The sequence below is a fragment of the Allorhizobium undicola ORS 992 = ATCC 700741 genome (assembly GCF_000621665.1).
Classification (GTDB): Bacteria; Pseudomonadota; Alphaproteobacteria; order Rhizobiales; family Rhizobiaceae; genus Allorhizobium; species Allorhizobium undicola.
This window is the reverse complement of record NZ_JHXQ01000003.1, coordinates 210072-228648: the sequence shown is the minus strand read 5'-3', so window position 1 is coordinate 228648 and position 18577 is coordinate 210072. Positions and strand designations below refer to the sequence as shown.

Below are 18577 nucleotides of genomic sequence, written 5' to 3'. Positions count from 1 at the left end.
AATATCCCTTTTGGAAACGGCTCATGACCGACATAAAACTGCTGGCCCTGGATGGGCAGGATCTCACCATTGTCTCCGCCCATGTTCAGGATGCGGTGTTCAAACTGGCCGATGTGGATTATGCGGCCCGCACCGGCGTATTCACACTGAAGGCCAACCGCTTCGTCTGGGAAGAAAACCAGCGCCGCAGACAGGGCTTCGAGCGCCGCCGCGCCGTGCTGACGGTGAAGCGCGTTGGTGCTGTCCGCTCCATGGGCATCGATCGCAACGACCGTGAAAAGGTGCTGAGCCTGTTGGCCATGGAATTTCGCCAGAACGGCGAAGGCCCCGATGGCGTGCTGGAACTGACCTGCGCCGATGCCGCGACGATTGCACTTGATGTTGAATGCATAGAAGTTCAGCTTGCAGATGTCGGCGGCGCATGGGAAACCAAGGCAAGGCCGGACCATCGGCTGGCCTGAATGGCGGGCGCATCACGGCGCGCAGACGAGGTTAAGCGGGTTCAGCGGACCTGCGGGCGAAATTGCATAAGGATGGGTTTTAGTGGCACTCTGGCTTGAACAGGCTTCGGCGGATTTCGAGAGCCGTTTTTCGGCCTTCCTCACGACAAAGCGGGAAGTTTCCGAGGATGTGAATACAGTCGTCAGGACCATCATCGACGACATTCGCCAACGCGGGGATGCAGCGCTCGCCGAATATTCGCTGAAATTCGACGGGCTGGACTTTACCGACACCCCCATGCGGGTGAGCGAGGCCGAAATCGAAGCGGCAACCGCTTGCGTGTCCGAAGAGGTAATTGCCGCCCTCAAGCTGGCGGCCGCGCGCATCGAGCGCCACCATGCGCGCCAGATGCCGAAGGACGACATTTACGAAGACGCAATCGGCGTGGGCCTCGGCTCGCGCTGGACGGCCATCGAGGCCGTGGGGCTCTATGTGCCCGGCGGCACGGCAAGCTATCCAAGCTCCGTATTGATGAATGCCGTGCCGGCAAAAGTGGCGGGTGTACCGCGCGTGGTCATGGTCGTGCCGGCCTCCGGCGGGCAGATCAATCCGACCGTATTGGCGGCTGCGAAAATTGCCGGAGTGAGCGAAATCTATCGCATCGGCGGCGCCCAGGCCGTGGCGGCGCTGGCCTATGGCACGCAAACCATCGCCCCGGTGGCCAAAATCGTCGGCCCCGGCAATGCCTATGTCGCCGCCGCCAAGCGTCATGTCTTCGGCACGGTGGGTATCGACATGATCGCTGGCCCTTCCGAAGTGCTGGTGATTGCCGACCGAGACAATAATCCCGACTGGATTGCCGCCGATCTTCTGGCCCAGGCAGAGCATGACCGCGCCGCGCAATCCATTCTCATCACCGACAATGCCGAATTTGCCAAGGCCGTCGAAGCCGCCGTCGAGCGCCAGCTCACGACACTGGCCCGCAGCGAAACCGCTACCGCAAGCTGGCGCGATTATGGCGCGCTCATTGTCATCAAGGATCTGAAGGACAGCGTTGCCCTTGCCAACCGCATCGCCGCCGAACATCTCGAACTGGCCGTCGCCGATCCCGATATGTTGATGGCGGGCATTCGCAATGCAGGCGCCATCTTCATCGGTCGTCATACGCCGGAGGTGATCGGCGATTATGTCGGCGGCTCCAACCACGTGCTGCCCACGGCCCGCTCGGCCCGCTTTTCCTCCGGCCTTTCGGTTCTGGATTTCGTGAAGCGGACATCGATCCTGCGGCTTGGCCCTGAGCAGTTGCGGCAGCTTGCGCCGGCAGCCATTGCCCTTGCAAATAGCGAGGGGCTGGATGCGCACGCAAGATCGGTGGCAATCCGGCTCAATCTTGCGGGGTAAAGAATGGCACAGGGCGATTTCAGGCTCTCGGATGTGGTGCTGGACGAGACCATCGGCCGGTCCACGCCCGATGTCGAGCATGAACGCGCCGTCGCCATTTTCGACCTGATAGAGGAAAACAGCTTCGAGCCCGTAGGCCATTCCGGCGGCCCCTATCATCTCCTGCTCTCGCTGGTGGATTCGAAGCTGGTCTTTGCCATTAAAACCGATGGTGGAGAGGATGTGGCGACCCACATTCTCTCCTTGACCCCGCTACGCCGGATCATCAAGGATTATTTCATGATTTGCGAAAGCTATTATGAAGCAATCCGTTCCGCCACGCCAAGCCAGATCGAGGCAATCGACATGGGGCGGCGCGGCATACACAATGACGGCTCCCAAACGCTGATGGACCGGCTGAAGGGCAAGATCGTGATTGATTTCGATACGGCGCGACGGTTGTTCACCCTCGTATGCGTTCTTTATTGGCGGGGTTGACGGGAGAGGCCATGGTTGAAGCCGCTGAGGACAGGAAGACCACGCCCCCCGGCCGGAGCCTGCCCGGTTCTGTTCTGTTCCTGTGCGGCATGAATGCCATTCGCTCGCCCATGGCGGAAGCCATCGCCAGGCGCTTGCTGCCCTCAGGCATCTACGTGGCCTCGGCCGGTGTGCGCCATGGGGAGCGCGACGGTTTCGTAGATGCGGTGCTGGAAGAGATCGGCCTGACACTCGGCAAACGTCAGCCACAAACGCTGGAAGATCTTGAGGATGCCTATTTCGACCTCATCATCACACTGGCGCCGGAGGCCCACCACGCCGCGCTGGAACTCACCCGATCGTCTTCGGTAGAGGTCGATTACTGGCCCACTCCCGACCCGACCGTAGAGACGGGCAGCCGCGATCAAAGGCTGGAAGCCTATCGCGATGTACGGGAAAGGTTGACAAAGCTCATCGAAGAGCGCTTCAAGAGACCCGGAACGCAACCTCTCGGGCGAGATTGAAACAAATGCCGATTGACTGCGCAACGTGGTTCACAAAACCGCGTCGATTGTGTAGTTTCCGCCCACATTTTGATCGGCGCTGCCTCACGCGCGCCCTAATGAAAGAAAGACAAGTCCTCAATGGCAAAAGAAGAAGTTCTCGAATTTCCCGGCATCGTTACGGAATTGCTGCCCAACGCAACATTCCGGGTGCTGCTGGAAAACAAGCATGAAATCATTGCCCATACCGCAGGCCGTATGCGCAAGAACCGTATCCGCGTCCTGGCAGGCGACAAGGTTCTGGTGGAAATGACGCCCTACGACCTGACCAAAGGCCGCATCACCTATCGCTTCAAGTAATAAACCGTCTGCGGAGCGGCAAGCAATGGCGGTTAAACGCAAGCTGATTCTGGCCTCTGGATCTCCCCGCCGCGTCGAATTGTTGCGGCAGGTGGGCCTGGAGGCTGACCGGCTGATGCCCATGGACCTTGACGAAACGCCGGAAAAGAACGAGCAACCACGCTCGCTGGCGCGTCGCCTGGCGGCGGACAAGGCACGTGCGGCACTGGACGCCATTGCCGACGAGGCGGAATGGCAGGGAAGCTTCATTCTGGCAGCCGACACGGTGGTGGCGGTCGGACGGCGAATTCTGCCAAAAACCGAGTTCACCGACGAAGCGGCCGCAGCCCTCAACCTGTTATCAGGTCGCGGACACTGGGTGTTTACCGGCATCTGCCTGTTGACGCCGGACCGCAAATTTCGCCAGCGGGTCGTGGAGACCAAGGTCCGCTTCAAGCGCTTGTCCTCCCATGAAATCGACGCCTATATCGCTTCGGGCGAATGGCGCGGCAAGGCTGGCGCCTACGCCATACAGGGCATTGCCGGAAGCTTCGTGCAGAAAATCATCGGCTCCTACACCAATGTCGTCGGATTGCCACTCTTCGAGACGGCGCAACTGATGACCGGCGAAGGAATGGATGTGACCGCCCGCTGGCCGGAGGGCTAGGCCATGAGCAAGCAGCCAACCCAAGCCACCAAAGTCGAGCCCCTGCGAAAGCCCCATCCCTGCCCGGAATGCGGCAAACCTTCCAACCGGGATCATTACCCCTTCTGCTGCGACCGCTGCCGCACGCTTGACCTGTCACGCTGGCTGAACGGCTCCTACGCTATTCCCGTGGCCGAAGACGAGGCCAGCCCGGAAGACGAGCTGGACGCAGGATCGCGCTAAAATATTTCCAGGAAAAGCGGAAACCGGTTTTGCGTCCGGAAATGCAGAGCAACAAAGAGGTAAAGCACGGCCAAACGCCCTCGTCCGCGGGCCACGGCCTGATTTTCACCCTTCTCCCGACCCAACGCAACTCCGCATGGATTAAAGCTTATTGTGAAGCAATATCAACCTCTTGCATTGTTATTGCCGCCAGCCTCAAAAAAGTGACATTTGCGGCTGGACACAAGAAAATTAGATGCTATAACCGCCCTCGCTTCCGGGGGAAACTTCCCCCTCCGATAAAACCATGATCGGAAAGCCGCAAGGCTAGGATGCCCGGATAGCTCAGTTGGTAGAGCAGCGGATTGAAAATCCGCGTGTCGGTGGTTCAAATCCGCCTCCGGGCACCATTTTTAAAAAATGGTCAGCCTTGCAGATATTCATTTTCTTGTTTGAATTGTACCCAGTTTTTACCGGTGCGTTTTTTTCGCAGCCGTTTTCTCCGTTCGGTTTTTAGACATAATGCATGTCGCCCCGCTGATTCAGCGAGGGGAGGATGCAGGTCATTGCGAGAGGTTCGGGGAGAACGTGATGCAATGGCAGGCAAAAAGAAAAAGCCGGGCTTATCGGGACGATGGCGGGGCGCGAATGCGTCAGCATGTTCGATGTTCCGGCATAAGGGAGGAATAGCCATGAAGACTGCAATAAAGCTCGCCTGCGCATTTGGGGCGCTTGTCTTGTCCAGCGAACTTGCTGATGCCGAAACGCGCATTGGCGTGACGATGACCTCTTTCAACAACCCGTTTCTCACCATTCTCATGAACGGAATGAGGGATCAGGCTGCCCAGATGAAAGACGTTTCCTTGCAGATGGAAGACGCCAATCTGGATGTGTCGCGCCAGATCAATCAGGTGCAGAATTTCATTGCCTCGGGCGTTGATGCCATTATCGTCAATGCCATTGATGGCGAAATGTCGCCTACGATCACGAAGATGGTGCATTCTGCGGGCATCCCGCTGATTTACGTCAACCATCCGCCGGCCGATCTTGAAAGCCTGCCGGAGAAGGCAGTATTCGTTGGTTCCAATGAACTCGATTCCGGCACGATGGAAACCCAGGCCGTTTGCAAGCTCATGGGCGGCAAGGGCAAGGCCTTCGTGATGATGGGGCCGCTGGAAAACATTGCTGCCCGCGTGCGCACCGACGACATTCACAACGTCCTCAAGAGCGATGCCTGCAAGGGTATTACGGTTATCGACGAGAAAGTTGCCAACTGGTCCCGTGGCGAGGCCGTGGATCTGATGAACAACTGGATGACCTCCGGCCAGACCTTCGACGCGGTGATTGCCAATAATGACGAAATGGCAATCGGCGCGATCCAGGCCATGAAGGCCGCCGGGATGGACATGAAAAAGGTGGTGGTTGCGGGCATCGATGCCACACCGGACGGGCTTTCCGCCATGAAGGCTGGCGATCTTGACGTCACCGTTTTCCAGAACGCCAGCAAGCAAGGTGCGGTATCGGTGGACTCTGCGGCAAAGCTTGCCAAGGGCGAAAAGGTCGATACCAAGCTGTGGGTCCCGTTTGAGCTGGTAACGCCCGAAAACATGGAGAAATACGCCAGAAAATAAGCGGCTTTACCGGAAAAGCGTGGGCCAACCATTGGAACTACTGCATAATTCCTTAAATCGGAATCGATTTAAGGTGAAAATTATGCAGCAGCTTTAAAGTGTTACAGCGTCCTTTGTGCGTTTGAGAAAACGCACGGCGCTGTAAGCGATCTTGAACAGTTCCCATGACATTCCCGCACATGGCCCGCCAAAAAAAATAAGCCAAGGGAAAGCACTTTCCCTTGGCTTTTGATCTTTGCGGGGCGCCTGCCTGCTTGCCCGTCAAAGGCCCGCCAAAACCTTGTGCAGATATTGCCCATAGGTACTCTTGCCATAGGCCACGGCCAGCCGTTCGAGCTGGTCGGTGCCGATGAAGCCGAGGCGATAGGCAATCTCTTCCGGGCAATTGATTTTGAAGCCCTGACGGCGCTCCAGTGTGGCGACGAATTCGGAGGCCTCCAGCAGGCTGTCCGGGGTGCCGGTATCGAGCCATGCATAGCCGCGCCCCATCTGCTCCACGCTGAGCTTGCCGCGCTCCAGATAGATCCGGTTGACGTCCGTAATTTCCAGCTCACCGCGGGCGGAAGGCTTGAGATTTGCGGCAATGTCCACGACATCCTTATCGTAGAAATAAAGCCCCGTGACGGCCCAGTTCGAGCGCGGCTGTGCTGGCTTTTCCTCAATGGAGATGGCCTTCATCTGCGCATCGAATTCCACCACGCCGTAACGATACGGATCGTTGACATGATAGGCAAATACCGTCGCACCGGTCTCGCGCTTCGTGGCATTGCGGAACAGGTCGTTGATACCGTGACCGTAGAAGATATTGTCGCCAAGGATCAGACAGGACGGATCGCTGCCGACGAAGTCAGCACCGATGACATAGGCCTGCGCAAGCCCATCCGGCGAGGGCTGCTCGGCATAGGAAAGCGAAATTCCCCATTTCGACCCATCCCCGAGAAGGGACTGGAAATTCGGAAGATCCTTCGGGGTGGAGATAATGAGAATCTCGCGAATCCCGGCCAGCATCAGCGTTGACAGCGGATAATAGATCATCGGCTTGTCATAGACCGGCATGAGCTGTTTGGATGTCACCAGCGTCATCGGGTGAAGGCGTGTACCGCTGCCCCCGGCCAGAATGATACCCTTCATCGTTAAACTCCTTGAACGTCAGTGATCGGCAAAAGCAAGGCACGTACCCCACGGGACGAATGGCGCTCTTGCAATGCCAGGAAAAATCAGGCCCCTGCCAGCCGCTCCACCACGGTGGCGGTGGATTGGCGCCAAGGCGGCAGTGTCACGCCATGAAGGGCGGCAAGCTTGCCGCAATCGAGCCTGGAATTTGCAGGCCGTCTGGCAGGCGTCGGATAGGCGCTGGAGGGGATGGGGTTGACCTTGCAGGAAGGCCCGCCCGCTTGCTCCGAGAGCCGGAAGATCTCGGTCGCGAATTCGGCCCAGCTCGCCTCTCCACTTGCCGTCATGTGAAAGGTTCCACGCAGGCCCGCATCCGGCCTTGCCAGAAGATTGGCGGCCACGCGCAGCACGGCATCGGCAATATCCAGCGCCGAGGTCGGGTTGCCATGCTGGTCGGCCACCACATTCAGCTCATCGCGGCTTTTGGCAAGGGTCAGCATGGTCTTCAGGAAGTTCTTGCCAAAAGGGCTGTAAACCCAGGCCGTGCGCAAAATGGCATGATTGGCGGTCGCAGAGGCAACCGCCAGTTCGCCTTCCAGCTTGCTGCGGCCATAAACGCCAAGCGGCTGAACCGGATCGCTTTCGACATAGGCTTCGGGCTTCGAGCCATCGAAAACATAGTCCGTGGAGATGTGGACGATCGGAATATCGAGTTGAGCGGCAACTTTTGCAAGCGCCGCCGGGCCCTGGGCATTTACGACAAAGGCCGTAGCCTCGTCGGATTCGGCCTGATCCACGGCAGTATAGGCCGCGGCCGAGATGATGATCTGCGGGCTTAAGGCGCTCACAGCCGCGGCAATGGTCTGTGGATCGGCAAGATCGAGCTGCGGGCGACCGAGCGCCACGATTTCAATGTCGGGGTGCAAGGCCGCCCGCTCGATCAGCGATTGCACGACCTGACCCTGAAGGCCCGTGACGAGGTAACGCTTGCGCCCGCTCATCCGGCCGTTCCCGTTTTCAGAAGACCCAGACGGCTGCCGTCATAGCCCTGACGCAGCGGCGCCCACCACCATTCGTTTTCCAGATACCAGCGAACCGTCTTTTCAATGCCGGTGTCGAAATTCTCCTGAGCCTTCCAGCCCAGTTCCGTTTCAAGCCGGGTTGCGTCAATGGCATAGCGGGCATCGTGGCCGGGCCGGTCGGTGACATACTGGATCAGGCTTTCATGCGGACGTCCGGCGGGATGCATCTCATCCATCAGGGCGCAGATACGCTTGACCACATCGATATTGCGCCGTTCGTTGCGGCCGCCGACATTGTAGGTCTCGCCGATCCGGCCCCGCTCGGCAATGATGTCCAGGGCACGGGCATGGTCTTCGACATAGAGCCAGTCACGGATGTTGGCGCCATTGCCATAGACCGGCAGGGGCTTGCCAATGAGCGCATTCAGGATCATCAGCGGAATGAGCTTTTCCGGGAAATGGAAGGGGCCGTAATTGTTCGAGCAATTGGAAACGACCACCGGCATTCCATAGGTGCGCGCCCATGCCTTGGCCAGATGGTCGGAAGCAGCCTTGGAGGCCGAATAGGGCGAGCTTGGATCATAGGGCGTGGTTTCGGTAAACAGGCCCTCATCGCCCAGCGAGCCATAGACCTCGTCGGTGGAGACGTGCAGGAAACGGAAGCGCTCCCTCGCCTCGCCTTCAAGCGAAAGCCAATGCGCACGCGCCGCCTCCAGCATGGTGAACGATCCCATGACATTGGTTTCCACGAAATCGCGCGCGCCGGTGATGGAACGGTCCACATGGCTTTCGGCAGCCAGATGCATCACACGATCCGGCTTGAAGCTGGCAAACGCCTCGGCCATGGCGGCGCCATCGCAGATGTCGGCCTTGAGGAAACGGTAGAGCGGATTGCCCTCGACCGCCTTCAGCGAGGTCAGCGTACCCGCATAGGTCAGCTTGTCTACGTTGAGAACGTCGTATTTCTTGTCCAGCACCAGATGGCGCACAACGGCCGATCCGATGAAACCCGCACCGCCGGTTACGAGAACGCGCATGGTCACTCCTTGATCATTCAGGGCCGATCAGGCCTTATAGGTAAAATTTGCCTGCAATTCGGCAAGCGGGGGCTGCTTCTGGTCCTTGTCGGACAGAACAGCCTTGCCCTCCTCGACCGGCCAGTCGATACCGAGCGCAGGATCGTTCCACAAAAGGCCTCGATCATGCTCGGGGCTGTAATAATCCGTCACCTTATAGCTGATGACCGTATCGGGGGTCAGCGTGCAGAAGCCATGGGCAAAGCCCGGCGGCACCCAGAGCTGGCAGGCATTGTCGGCGGTCAGTTCAGCGCTGACATATTGGCCATATGACGGAGAACCCTTCCGGATATCCACCGCCACGTCGAGAAGCGCCCCGGCCGTGCAGGAAACGAGCTTGCCCTGGGCGCGGGGGTCGAGCTGGAAATGCAAGCCGCGCACCGTGCCGGTCTCGGCGGAAAAGGAGCGATTATCCTGCACGAAGGTAAAGGGGCCAACCTCGCTTTCGAACAGCGAAGCCTTGAAGGTCTCCATGAAAAAGCCCCGCGCATCCCCGAACCGCTTCGGGGTGATCAGGACGACATCGGGAATTTTCAGAGGTTCAAATTGCATGAATGGGGCTGCCTTCAACAAAGTCGTTGATTTCTTCAACCATAACCCTCCCCGCGCAGCAAGCCTTAGGGTCGAAACTCAAACAGAATGGCACTCTAAAATTTCATTTCGGCAGGATGATTTTACCATATCTGATCTCACTCGCGCCGAATCATGCTCCCAATGCATGGTTGCACTCAGCTTCGCGCCAGCTTGCGACGTTAATCAATGCAATGGGTCTATAAATTTCCGCAAACCCCTTGCGGGTTGCTGCACTGCAAGCCACTCACCTGACTGGAGACATTTGTGCCGAAGCTGTCACTTTGCATTCCTGTTACGCCGGATCATGAGCTACCGCTAAATCTGGTGGGCATGATGCTCCAGAACGCCAACTCCGATGTGGAAATCATCCTTTCCTGCATGGGAGATCGTGTGGCCGAAAGCGCGGCGCTGAACAGCATCGCCGCCACGGATGCACGCCTCAAGCTTCTGCCGCCTGCCCCTTTAAATCTTTCGGCGGCGCAGCTTTGGATCGGCACGCTTGCCGCAGCAAAAGGCGACTGGGTGTCGCTCGCAAACCCGGACGACATGATCGATGCGGATCTGCCGCTGCTTCTGGACTATGTGGAAGAAACGCAGCCTGACGCCGATGCGTTGGCATGGTCGGCCTTCCAGATCGACCCCGAGCTTCCGGCCAGCACCTCGACCAATGTTGCCATACCCGTTCTGCATAATGTCACGGAATTCGATAAAGCCCCGCTGCTTGAAGCCTTCTTTCACTGGAAAGATGCGGGCCAGACACCGAAAATGCCTTGGGGGCTTTATCACGGCGCGCTGCGCCGCAGCCTTGTAGACACGATTTTGGCCAATTGCGGCGAGCTTGCCTGGCTGACGGTGGCGCCCCAATATGAGTGGGCGGCCCGTGTGCTGATCTTTGCCAACAAGATGGCGCTTTCCAATCGTCCCTTGTCTGCCATCAGCAGCAGACCGTTTCAGAGCCGCCCAATTCCCTCTGCCCTTGAAGGCTTCCCCTTCACCGCAGGCCTTGGCCTGACGGGCGCCATCGCCGAAATCCAGGCGCGGGTGCTGGCGGATCTTGGCAGCCAGTGGCAAGGCTTCGGCGAGGATTTCGTGCGGGCCTGCATGTATGATTGCGCGTTCGAGACGAATGCCCAGGCGTTTCAGGCAAAGTGCGACGCCTATCGGCAGGCTTTGGCCGCCTTTCCCGGCGGGCAGGCCTATCTCGCCGCTTTTCAGCCGCCCTATTCGCCCGTCATTCGCGAAGATCACCGCCGCGGACTGCATGGAAAGACCTTTCTGGTAGACCGCTTCCTTGGCAAAGCCGTCACGGCGCAGGATTTCTACACCGTGGTCAACCACATCATGACCCCCGTCTGGATCGTGACCAAGGGCGAAATCAAGCTGGTCAAATAGGGCGCAGGTTCTCAACTCACCCCGCGCTTATGACATTGCACACACCCACGACCGCTGCCGGATCGGAGGGATGAATATCCGCTGTTCCAAATTCCAGAAGATCGCGCCGTCCATATTCATCGGCTATGGCTTCGATGAAGTCCCGAAGCCTTACGCCAACCCCTGAGCAGATATTGATCGGCCCGGCCTGACCGCTATCCACGACACCGGCAATCATCGCCCCCGCCTCGCGCACATTGAGAAAATCGCGCAATTGCGTGCCTTTCGAGAGTTTGGCCACCTGCCCCTGCTCAAGCTTCTGGCGGACATAGGGTACCAGACGTTGCGGATATTCGCCCTCACCATGGAGATAGAAAATCCGGCACCAGGAAAAGATCGGCCCGCCCGTCTTGAACATTTGCTGGAGCATCTGGAAAACAGCAATCTTGGAGGCCGCATAGAGTGTCTTCGGCTCCAGCGGGTGGTCGATCGTCAGATGATCGGAGGGAAGCCGGTATTCCGCACAGGTTCCAACGCCGATGAAATGTCCCACGCCAGCCCGCATGGCCCCTTCCGCCAGCGCCATGCTGCCGGCGACACAGCGTATGTTTTCGCGAGAATCGAGATAATCGCGCGGATTGACATACCAGGCGGCGTGGATCACCGCATCGATCCCGTTGCAATGACCCGCCCAATCATCGGCAGTCACGGCGAAAACATCGTCGATGACGGCGATCTCGGCGGCAAGCCCACCTTGTTCCAGCTTTGCCACACTGTCCGGCCGCACCGCTGCGACCACGAGGTGGCCTGCCTCAAGCAGACAGCGGTGAATTTGACGGCCGACGAAGCCTGTAGCCCCTGTCAGCAGAACGCGCCTGGATGTCATCTCTTTCCCCTGATTGAGTATGGACGCCTGTTTTCAGGACGCAACGGTGCCCGAGCCCGGCCCAGTCCTGGCAAGCTACCTGTGTTCCCCGCCCTTTTTCATCATGCATGTCCACCTGTCAGCGGCAATATCGAGGTCAGCCTCACACAGGCCTATCCTGCCATTATCCACCGGCTTGGCGATGTCTCTCACCTCCGTGGTTGGGATTGCCCGTTGCCGGCCTCAGAACACCAGGATCCATTGAAAATGCCTCCTGGTATTACGAACCCTTGACGACCGGCCTTTGCCTGGAGGCGGGGGAAACTGTTGATCGGATATGCAATGAACCCCACAGAAGAATTCGAGTCATCCGTAAGAAGCAATATCGACGCCATCGGCAAGAACAGGGAGTTTCTTGACCTCGCCAATCTGATGATGGAAAAATGTGCTGCCTTGCAGTATATGTATAATTTCTCCTGGCTTGGCAGGCCCATCATCCAGATTCCGCAGGACAGCTATGCCATTCAGGAGATGATCTGGGCGGTAAAGCCGGATCTCGTCATCGAAACCGGCATTGCCCATGGCGGCTCGCTTGTGCTGAGCGCGTCTATTCTGGCGATGATCGATTATTGCGAGGCGGTAGCGGCCGGAACGGTCCTGGATCCCAAGGCAAGCCAGCGGAAGGTTCTCGGTATCGACATTGACATCCGTCCCCATAATCGCGCGGCCATCGAGGCCCATCCGTTGAGCCACAAGATCGAGATGATCGAGGGTTCGTCGGTCGCCGACGATGTGATTGCAGCCGTGCGGGAAAAGGCAGCAGGGCACAAGAAGATTATGGTCTTCCTTGATTCCAACCACACGCACCAGCATGTTCTGGATGAGCTGGAGCTTTATGCGCCGCTCGTTTCCAAGGGCTCCTACTGCGTGGTCTGGGACACGCTGATCGAAGACATGCCTGCGGACATGTACCCCGATCGGCCATGGGGTCCGGGCGACAATCCGCGTACGGCCGTGATCGATTATCTGAAGCGATTGCAGGAAGAGGGCCGCACCGGCGCAGATGGCGAAGCCTTGCAGCTTAACTACGATCTCCAGCTCGAACACAAGATCGCCATGACCGTCTCGCGCGGCGGCTTTCTGAAGCGCGTCTGAAAAACCTTCAGGACGAGGATGTGTTATAGCGGCGCGCGTTTCATCGAACACGCGCCGCTATAAATTTTACTGCATAATTCCTTAAATCGCGAGCGATTTAAGGAATTATGCAGCAAGTAGACAGATGGGGTGTCCGCTCGCTCCTGCTGAAACCCGATTGGTTTCATCCGCGTCCGCGCGCCGGAAATCTTGCAAGAAATGTTCGTCAAGCCAGAGACTGCGGGGTAAGAAGCCTGTCGCTATTCGCCATTGAGGCGAACAGCCGTTACACTTACCTTCTGCGCCCCTTCAGATGCTGAAGCTTGCCGTTACCCGGCATCCGCGCCGGCTTTCCATTTTGCGCATTCGCCACCTTGCTGCGCAAATCCCTGGAGACAAGCTCGGTGCGTTCGAGGCCTTTCAATCCGTCCTCGTCCACCTGCAATGCCTCCACCGGCACGATCATCCCCAGGACCACGTCCCAAAGCTCGGCCGGATTTTTAACGCCGGCAATGTCACTGCGCACCATGACGGTACTGTCGGTGAAGCCGCTGACGGGTTCAACGGGAATGTCTCCTTTCCAGATCGGCGCATAATCCTTGAGGAAGCGACCTCCTTTCCAGCTCTTGAACGCCATTTCATAACCGGCATTGATGAGATCGAAAGCCTCCCGCTGCCGATAGGCTTCGGCATTGCGTGCGCAGGCCGTGGCATAGCCCTTCTCCCATCCGGGGCTCTTGATATTGTATTTTTTCCGGAAGACCTCCTGCACCACGCCAATCGTCGCCGTCACCCCCAGGAAGGAACTGAAAGGGAAGTCGCGAAGCTCGGGATCGGCTTCGAAATTCTTGCCGAATTCATCGAGAAAGATCTGTGCCTTTTTCTTGGTGTCCTCAAGGCGGCCGATCGAAAAGGAGTTGCTTTCCGGGCAGGCGCCGAAAATCGAAAAGGGGCGCATCGAAAATCCGAAGCCTTGCGCCTCGCAGATGACCTTCATCGCCATGTCGTAGTCTACGACCGCATGGGTGAAATAGCGTTTCTCATACTTGTCATGGATACGCTGCAAAAGGTTTCGGTGGATTGCCGCGTGATAGATGGAGAAGCCTGATGTCGGCACCGCTGCCGGCTCGAACCAGCCGAACATGCGACGGAAGGGTTCATGGCGCGGCAGGCGAATGACGCCGCGCTCATAGGGAAGGTTGATGGTACCGGGAGGCTCGTCCTGATAGGGCCAGCTATAGGTCAGGGCCGACCAGCTGAAGGCCTCGATATCAGGACTGACGCGGCCCACGCGCTCCAGCAGACCGGCCAGTTCAGGGTCGATGAAATCGTCATCGCCAATAAACGAGACCCACTCCCCCGTTGCCGCCTCGATGGTCCGCTCCCAGTTATCCATCATGGAAAGGGTTTTCCCGGTGGAGGGAAGATAGATGACGCGCCCGTCAGCCACTCGCTCCGCCATGAAATCATTCATGATCGACGGATCGTCGGAATTGTCCGCGAAAATGAATTGCACATCGTCACGCCCTCTCTTCAGCAGGCCATCGATCGTCTGCTGGAAATAGATCTGGCGATTGCGGGACGGCACGCAGACGCTCAAAGTGGGCACGCGGGTCATGCAGATTTCTCCATCTGGGGCCATTCCGACGAAACCGTAAAGGAAGTCGATCGCCGGAATCGCATATGAAAACAGGTTAGACCGTTTCAGCGGCTCATGAGGAGCCGCTCAAGGGTGTCTGCGGTAAAGTGGCCACCTGCTGAATGGGGAGCGGCATACCAACGTCCGTTTCCTCGTCATGCCTCAGGGATGCACCGTCAGGCTCGGTATCGCCGTCACGAATTTCCCATCCCAGTCGGTTATATACGAAAGCTGTTGCTTGATCTCGCTTGTCAGGTTCCATGGAAAGATCACCACCCTGTCCGGCTTTTCGGTTTGAAGAACCTCTTCACGGACAATCGGAATGCGGCTGCCCGGGAGGAACATGCCTTGCTTCGCCGGATTTTTATCGACGACGAAGGCGATCTGACCGGCCTTGATGCCGGCGAAATTGAGAAACGTGTTGCCCTTGGCCGCAGCACCGTAAGCCGCGACTTTCATACCGGCACGATGGCAATCCACCAGAAATTCGAGGAAATCGTCGCGCAGGCGCTCGGCTGTCTTCTGAAAACGGCCATAGGTTTCAAGCCGGGTGAGGCCCGCCTCTTGCTCCAGCGCCAGCATGGCGGCCACGCGCGCGCTTTCGGCATGGGCCTGATGATCGCTGCGGCAGGCAAACACCCTGAGGCTTCCACCATGCCAGGGCGTGGTTTCCACGTCGAAGACGCTCAAGCCGTTGTGCGAAAAGATCCGCATCACCGCCGTCAGTGAAAGATAGGAATAATGTTCGTGATAGGCCGTATCGAACTGGCCTTCCGCGATCATGTTCATGAGATGCGGAAATTCGAAGGTCGCCACGCCCGCGGGCTTCAGCAAGGTGGCAAAGCCTTTCACGAAGTCATTGATGTCGGGAACATGCGCCAGCACATTATTGGCCGCCGTCAGATCCGCCTGCCAACCCTCGCCAACCAACTGGCGGGCAAAGGCCTCGCCGAAAAAGTCCTGGCGGATTTCGATGCCCTTCTGGCGGGCGGCTGCCGCCGTGCTGGCGGTTGGCTCCACGCCCAGGCAGGCAAGACCGCGCTCCTGCACATATTGCAGCAGATAGCCATCATTGGCGGCAACCTCGACAATGCGCGTTTCGTCCTTGCGCGCGTCTTCGGCCAGGCCGAACCTCGCCACCATGTCATCGACATAGGTGCGGGCATGAGCAAGCCACGAGGTGGAGAAGGAAGAGAAATAGGCATAGCTTTCGGAGAAGAAGGTTTCACGCTCGGCAAAATCCTCCGTCTGAACCAGCAGGCATTCCTCGCAGACGCGAATTACCAGCGGATACCAGAGTTCCGGACGCACAAGATCCTCTTCCGCCACATAGGAGTTGGAGGGCGGCGCCGTGCCGAGATCGAGAAAGGGATGCATGGCCTCACAGCCACAATGGCGGCATTTCATGGTGTCAGTCCTTCGAAATCGGCAGTCAAAGGGGGATGCGCCCGGTCGCGATCCGACATGAGGCCCACTGGCAACGGCCAGGCAATGTCAAGGCGTGGATCCTGCGGGAAAAGCCCGCCTTCCGCCTCCGCCCGATAGGGGGCGGAATGCACGTAAATCATCCGCACATGATCGGTGAGCGATTGAAACCCATGGGCAAAGCCAGCGGGTATCAGCAGCGAACAGGCATTTTGCGCGGAAAGCTCAACCCCCACATGGCGCAGAAAGCTTGGCGAGCCCTGCCGCAGATCGACAGCAACGTCGAAAATCGCACCCTCCACGCATGTCACCAGCTTCCACTCGCCGAAAGGCGGGCGCTGAAAATGCATTCCCCGAACGGTCGCCTTGCCGGTGGTGGCGGTTTCATTGACTTGCAGCACAGGTCCCGGCCAGCCATGTTCCAGCAATTCCTCGCCGCAGAACAACCGGCTCAAATGTCCGCGCGCATCGCCGAACTTGCGGCGGGAAAGCAGGATGGGGCCGGAAATGGCAAGGCTCTCAGCCGTAAACCGCGATGTCATGCGGCCCCTTTCCTTTGTGAGGCAAGCGCCATTCCCCGGAGATAATCGGCAATATCGGCGCGGCAGAGCGCTGCCGCCGATTGTCCCTCAGCCAGATTGCGATACCAGCGCATGGTCCGCTCCACCGTTTCGCCAAGGCCCCAGACGGGCCGGTAATTCAGGCAGTTCATGGCAAGCGTGCTGTCGAGCAGCAGATAGCCCGCTTCGTGCGGCCCGGTTTCGGTTCCAGTGACGATCTCGCCATGACCATAGGCAAGCCTTGCCATGGCCAGAAGATCTCCCACCGTCGCGGCATTGGCCGGATCGGGGCCGAAATTGAAGGCCGAAGCGCCCGCCTTGCCGCAATAAAGCCGTTCCGCAAGCGCGAGATAGCCGGAAAGCGGCTCCAGCACATGCTGCCACGGGCGCACGGCGCCGGGCCTGCGAACCTCGATGGCCCGGCCATTTTCCCAGGCACGCACGGCATCGGGAACCAGACGGTCCTCCGCCCAGTCACCGCCGCCGATCACATTGCCTGCGCGTGCCGTGGCAAGCCCGACACCACGCGCAGCAAAAAAACTGCTGCGATAGCTGGCCGCGACAATTTCAGCCGCCGCCTTGCTGGCGCTATAGGGATCATGGCCGCCAAGCGGATCGCTTTCCACGAAGGGCGTTCCGGTTTCCGGGTTCTCATAAACCTTGTCTGTCGTGACGACGACGATGGCCTTGACGCTTTCCACCGCGCGCAGGGCATCGAGAACATGGGCCGTGCCCTGCACATTTGTCTCGAAAGTCCCGACGGGATCACGATAACCGGCCCGCACCAGCGGTTGGGCGGCGAGGTGAAAGACGATGTCCGGGCGCATCTGCAAAACCGCCGCATTGACGGCGGCCCTGTCGCGAATGTCGCATATGCCGGCAGCAGCATTCTGCCCGAACAACAGGCCGTGAAGATGCGGGCTGGTTTGCGGCTCAAGCGAAAGGCCTGAGACCTTCGCCCCCATGTCACCGAGCCACAGCGCCAGCCAGCTTCCTTTAAAGCCGGTATGCCCGGTCAGCAGAACGCGCTTGCCGCGCCAGAAATCAGGGGAAACGGTCATGACCAGTTCTTCCATGGCGGATTGCCGGAGGCCCAGAGGCTTTCCAGATAATTCTTGTCGCGCAGCGTATCCATCGGCTGCCAGAAGCCGGTATGGGTATAGGCGCAAAGCTCGCCATCGCTGGCAAGACCGGTCAGCGGATCGGCTTCCCAGGGCATGTCATCGCCCTCGATGCGGTCGATCACCTTGGGCGACAGCACGAAAAAGCCGCCATTGATGAAACCTGCCTCCCCCACCGGCTTTTCCACGAAGCCGCGCACCATATGTCCGTCCATGCTGAGCGCGCCATAGCGGGCGGGCGGCTGAACGGCGGTCACGGTGGCAAGCTTGCCATGCGCGCGGTGGAAGCGGATCGTGTCGGCAATATCGACATTGGCTACGCCGTCGCCATAGGTGAAGCAGAAGGCGTCCTCGCCTTGCAGATAGGGCGCAACCCGGCGAAGACGCCCGCCCGTCATTGATGACTCACCGGTATCCACCAGCGTCACGCGCCATTTTTCCGCGCTCTTGCGGTGGAATTGCAGCCGGTTTTCCGCCAGATCGAAAGTGATGTCGGACATATGCAGCCCGTAATTGGCGAAATATTCCTTGATGACATAACCCTTGAAGCCGCAGCAGACGATGAAGTCGGAAATGCCATGGGTGTGATAGAGCTTCATGATGTGCCAGAGGATCGGGCGACCGCCAATCTCGATCATCGGCTTCGGCTTCAGATGGGTTTCCTCCGAAATCCGGGTTCCCATGCCGCCCGCCAGAATAACCGCCTTCATCCCGCACATCCTCTCACCACAGGACAGCCGGGCCACATGCTTTTGAAGCCGCCTCGCACCATTCCTGCCCCACTCCACCGATGCTGGAGCATTTCCAGTGAAACCGGGAAATGCCAGCGCCCTGCTTTCGCGCCTGTCCTGACGGAAACCCGGTTTCCGCTTTTCTGAAGGGCAATGCGCTATTGGCACGGCTTTGCAACCCGTGCTTTAGGGCAACATAGAAAGCCAAGCTGTCGTCAAACTGGAGAGAAGGATTAAAGCATATCGCGCAAAGGTGTGCAGCGGTTTTGCGATAACGACATGCGACAAACCCATGACGTAAAGCGTCA

General features: G+C 58.6%; 20 protein-coding genes and 1 tRNA gene. 11 read left to right on the top strand and 10 right to left on the bottom strand.

The features are described 5' to 3' along the window. Window positions 1–23 precede the first annotated feature (23 nt). The 9 genes from T424_RS0105070 to T424_RS0105025 all read left to right on the top strand — a co-directional run bounded on the left by T424_RS0105070 (window position 24) and on the right by T424_RS0105025 (window position 5639). Window positions 24–461 (top strand): DUF2948 family protein, encoded by a 438-nt coding sequence (locus tag T424_RS0105070; protein ID WP_027486755.1) that lies wholly within the window; start codon window positions 24–26, stop codon window positions 459–461. An 82-nt stretch (window positions 462–543) separates the two neighbouring features. Further along, window positions 544–1842: a histidinol dehydrogenase gene (gene hisD, locus T424_RS0105065; RefSeq protein WP_027486754.1), complete on the top strand. Its 1299-nt coding sequence runs from the start codon at window positions 544–546 to the stop codon at window positions 1840–1842. Between the two features lie 3 nt (window positions 1843–1845). Beyond that, window positions 1846–2319 carry a UPF0262 family protein gene (locus T424_RS0105060; RefSeq protein WP_027486753.1) on the top strand — a complete coding sequence of 158 codons (474 nt, stop codon included), beginning with the start codon at window positions 1846–1848 and terminating at the stop codon, window positions 2317–2319. 11 nt (window positions 2320–2330) lie between these two features. After that, the gene (locus T424_RS0105055; RefSeq protein WP_051558799.1) at window positions 2331–2822 is read left to right on the top strand and encodes an arsenate-mycothiol transferase ArsC; all 492 of its coding nucleotides are present in this window, start codon (window positions 2331–2333) and stop codon (window positions 2820–2822) included. 120 nt (window positions 2823–2942) lie between these two features. After that, entirely contained in the window at window positions 2943–3161 is a 219-nt protein-coding gene (infA, locus tag T424_RS0105050; RefSeq protein WP_027486751.1) for a translation initiation factor IF-1, read from the top strand. 25 nt (window positions 3162–3186) lie between these two features. Continuing rightward, a complete protein-coding gene (locus tag T424_RS0105045) occupies window positions 3187–3807 on the top strand; it encodes a Maf-like protein (protein ID WP_027486750.1) in 621 nt (206 codons plus the stop codon). A 3-nt stretch (window positions 3808–3810) separates the two neighbouring features. After that, window positions 3811–4029 carry a DNA gyrase inhibitor YacG gene (gene yacG / locus T424_RS0105040; RefSeq protein ID WP_027486749.1) on the top strand — a complete coding sequence of 73 codons (219 nt, stop codon included), beginning with the start codon at window positions 3811–3813 and terminating at the stop codon, window positions 4027–4029. 313 nt (window positions 4030–4342) lie between these two features. Then, window positions 4343–4418: transfer RNA gene (locus T424_RS0105030), tRNA-Phe, on the top strand. Between the two features lie 282 nt (window positions 4419–4700). Beyond that, a complete protein-coding gene (locus T424_RS0105025; RefSeq protein ID WP_051558798.1) occupies window positions 4701–5639 on the top strand; it encodes a sugar ABC transporter substrate-binding protein in 939 nt (312 codons plus the stop codon). Window positions 5640–5900: 261 nt separating this feature from the next. Here the strand turns inward: T424_RS0105025 and rfbA are convergent, their stop codons facing one another. The 4 genes from rfbA to rfbC all read right to left on the bottom strand — a co-directional run bounded on the left by rfbA (window position 5901) and on the right by rfbC (window position 9402). Beyond that, entirely contained in the window at window positions 5901–6770 is an 870-nt protein-coding gene (gene rfbA, locus T424_RS0105020; protein WP_027486747.1) for a glucose-1-phosphate thymidylyltransferase RfbA, read from the bottom strand. Window positions 6771–6856: 86 nt separating this feature from the next. Further along, complete coding sequence (gene rfbD / locus T424_RS0105015) at window positions 6857–7753, bottom strand: dTDP-4-dehydrorhamnose reductase (protein ID WP_027486746.1); 897 nt, start codon at window positions 7751–7753, stop codon at window positions 6857–6859. After that, complete coding sequence (gene rfbB, locus T424_RS0105010; RefSeq protein ID WP_027486745.1) at window positions 7750–8811, bottom strand: dTDP-glucose 4,6-dehydratase; 1062 nt, start codon at window positions 8809–8811, stop codon at window positions 7750–7752. The genes rfbD and rfbB overlap by 4 nt, the downstream gene beginning before the upstream one ends. 27 nt (window positions 8812–8838) lie before the next feature. Next, window positions 8839–9402: a dTDP-4-dehydrorhamnose 3,5-epimerase gene (rfbC, locus tag T424_RS0105005; protein ID WP_027486744.1), complete on the bottom strand. Its 564-nt coding sequence runs from the start codon at window positions 9400–9402 to the stop codon at window positions 8839–8841. Window positions 9403–9687: 285 nt separating this feature from the next. Here rfbC and T424_RS0105000 point away from each other — a divergent pair, with 285 nt between their 5' ends. Continuing rightward, window positions 9688–10815 carry a hypothetical protein gene (locus T424_RS0105000; RefSeq protein ID WP_154664803.1) on the top strand — a complete coding sequence of 376 codons (1128 nt, stop codon included), beginning with the start codon at window positions 9688–9690 and terminating at the stop codon, window positions 10813–10815. 16 nt (window positions 10816–10831) lie between these two features. On the opposite strand, the gene T424_RS0104995 is transcribed toward T424_RS0105000, so the two are convergent. Continuing rightward, window positions 10832–11680: an NAD-dependent epimerase/dehydratase family protein gene (locus T424_RS0104995; protein ID WP_027486742.1), complete on the bottom strand. Its 849-nt coding sequence runs from the start codon at window positions 11678–11680 to the stop codon at window positions 10832–10834. Window positions 11681–12001: 321 nt separating this feature from the next. On the opposite strand from T424_RS0104995, the gene T424_RS0104990 reads away from it, so the two are divergent. After that, a complete protein-coding gene (locus T424_RS0104990) occupies window positions 12002–12814 on the top strand; it encodes a cephalosporin hydroxylase family protein (RefSeq protein WP_027486741.1) in 813 nt (270 codons plus the stop codon). 271 nt (window positions 12815–13085) lie between these two features. On the opposite strand, the gene T424_RS0104985 is transcribed toward T424_RS0104990, so the two are convergent. The 5 genes from T424_RS0104985 to rfbF form a co-directional block, all read right to left on the bottom strand. Continuing rightward, window positions 13086–14411, bottom strand: coding sequence for a glycosyltransferase (locus tag T424_RS0104985; protein WP_027486740.1), 1326 nt, complete (start codon window positions 14409–14411; stop codon window positions 13086–13088). Window positions 14412–14594: 183 nt separating this feature from the next. Beyond that, a complete protein-coding gene (locus tag T424_RS0104980; RefSeq protein WP_027486739.1) occupies window positions 14595–15839 on the bottom strand; it encodes a class I SAM-dependent methyltransferase in 1245 nt (414 codons plus the stop codon). After that, complete coding sequence (locus T424_RS0104975) at window positions 15836–16399, bottom strand: dTDP-4-dehydrorhamnose 3,5-epimerase family protein (protein WP_027486738.1); 564 nt, start codon at window positions 16397–16399, stop codon at window positions 15836–15838. Before T424_RS0104975 ends, T424_RS0104980 begins: the two co-directional genes overlap by 4 nt. Then, complete coding sequence (gene rfbG / locus T424_RS20250; RefSeq protein ID WP_245269429.1) at window positions 16396–17478, bottom strand: CDP-glucose 4,6-dehydratase; 1083 nt, start codon at window positions 17476–17478, stop codon at window positions 16396–16398. Before rfbG ends, T424_RS0104975 begins: the two co-directional genes overlap by 4 nt. Next, window positions 17475–18248: a glucose-1-phosphate cytidylyltransferase gene (gene rfbF / locus T424_RS0104965; RefSeq protein ID WP_027486737.1), complete on the bottom strand. Its 774-nt coding sequence runs from the start codon at window positions 18246–18248 to the stop codon at window positions 17475–17477. The genes rfbG and rfbF overlap by 4 nt, the downstream gene beginning before the upstream one ends. Window positions 18249–18577: the final 329 nt, after the last annotated feature.